This window comes from Marinitoga sp. 38H-ov (genome assembly GCF_011057715.1).
Taxonomy (GTDB): domain Bacteria; phylum Thermotogota; class Thermotogae; order Petrotogales; family Petrotogaceae; genus Marinitoga.
Genome location: NZ_LNGH01000042.1, coordinates 1 through 1,461 on the forward strand (window position 1 = coordinate 1; position 1,461 = coordinate 1,461).

1 protein-coding gene is annotated in these 1,461 nt (G+C 19.6%); it reads right to left on the bottom strand.

The window, feature by feature from the left end:
• Position 1: 1 nt before the first annotated feature.
• On the bottom strand, positions 2-1,461 hold a 1,460-nt coding region (locus tag AS160_RS09335; protein WP_206528165.1), incomplete at its 5' end, for a hypothetical protein.

A 1,461-nucleotide genomic window follows, 5' to 3' on the forward strand; every position in this document is an offset into this window, starting at 1 on the left:
TTTAAATTATATTATCCCTGATAACTGTTATTTTATTATCTCCTATATATTTTATATTGTCTATGTTATACTTTGAGAAATATGATTTTATCAGTTCAGTATTTTCTATATTATATATCATTATTCTTTTTCCATCTGTTATTATCAATTCATTTTTACTTATATCCATTGTTTTTATTTCTTTTAATGGATGTATTATTATATTTTCTAATTTTCCATTTAATATATTGTATATAAATATGTTTGATTTTATATCTTCAATTAATATTTGATAATCATTTTTTAAGATAATTACTTCTTTTATTGGATTTAATATTGTTATCGACCTTATATACGCTTCTTTTTGCAAACTGTGTATTAATATTCTATTTCCTGGTTTTGAGTTTATACTTCCACTTAACCCATTATATGATATTATGTATTTGTTATCATTTGATAATTTTATTGCCTGTACTATTCCATAATGACCTGTATACTTTTTTATTTCTTTTTTGGCTTTATAATCGTATTTTACTATTTCATAATTTTTATTCCCGTAATATATGTATTCTCCATCAAAATCCGCTATTTTTTGTATTTTTTTATCTTTATATAATAATTTTCCTGTTTTTATATTATATAGTTCAATTGCTCCATTTCCACATGAAATAAATATTTTATCTTTTATTATTTTTATTTTTGACAGATAATCTTCTAACTCTTTTTTAAAAATTATTTGTCCTTCTTTTTTTATTGTTAATTCTGCATATTCATTTTCTATTATTTCATATCCATTTTGGATATTATAATATTTTATATTTTCTTCATATTTTTTATATTCTTTTAAATTTATGCTTTTATAATCAACTTCTCTTCTTTTTAATTTTTCGTCATCTTCTAAAAGATAGAAATTTATATAATCATCATCACTTTTTATGAGATACTTTTCTGTCAAAATTACTTTGTTTTTCATAGGATCAAATCCTGCATTTTTTTCATATTCTACTTTAAAATCTTTTAAATTTATTTTTCGAATTATTCCTTTTCCATATAATATATATAATGCTTGTATTTTTTTATTTGTTGATATATCATGTATATATTCATTATTATTAATATTTTTTATAATTTTTAAAGTGTTTTTTTCCAATATACTTAATTCATCCATTCCAGAAAGGATTATTATATATTCTTCTGTTTCAACAATTTTTCTGATAGGTTCATCTGATATTTTTATAATTTTATTTTCCGTTATTATGTTTCCATCTGTTGTCCCATATGTTATATTTCCATTTATTTCTTTTATTGTAGATATATATTTATTATAATCCATTGTTTTTATGTGTTTACCGGTATATAAATTATATTTTTTTATTTCTTTTCCATTAATTAAATATATTATCCCCATTTTTTCAGAAATATAGCCCAGGCTTATATTTTTCATTTCATTATCAATTCTATATAACTTTCTTTTTTTCTGTA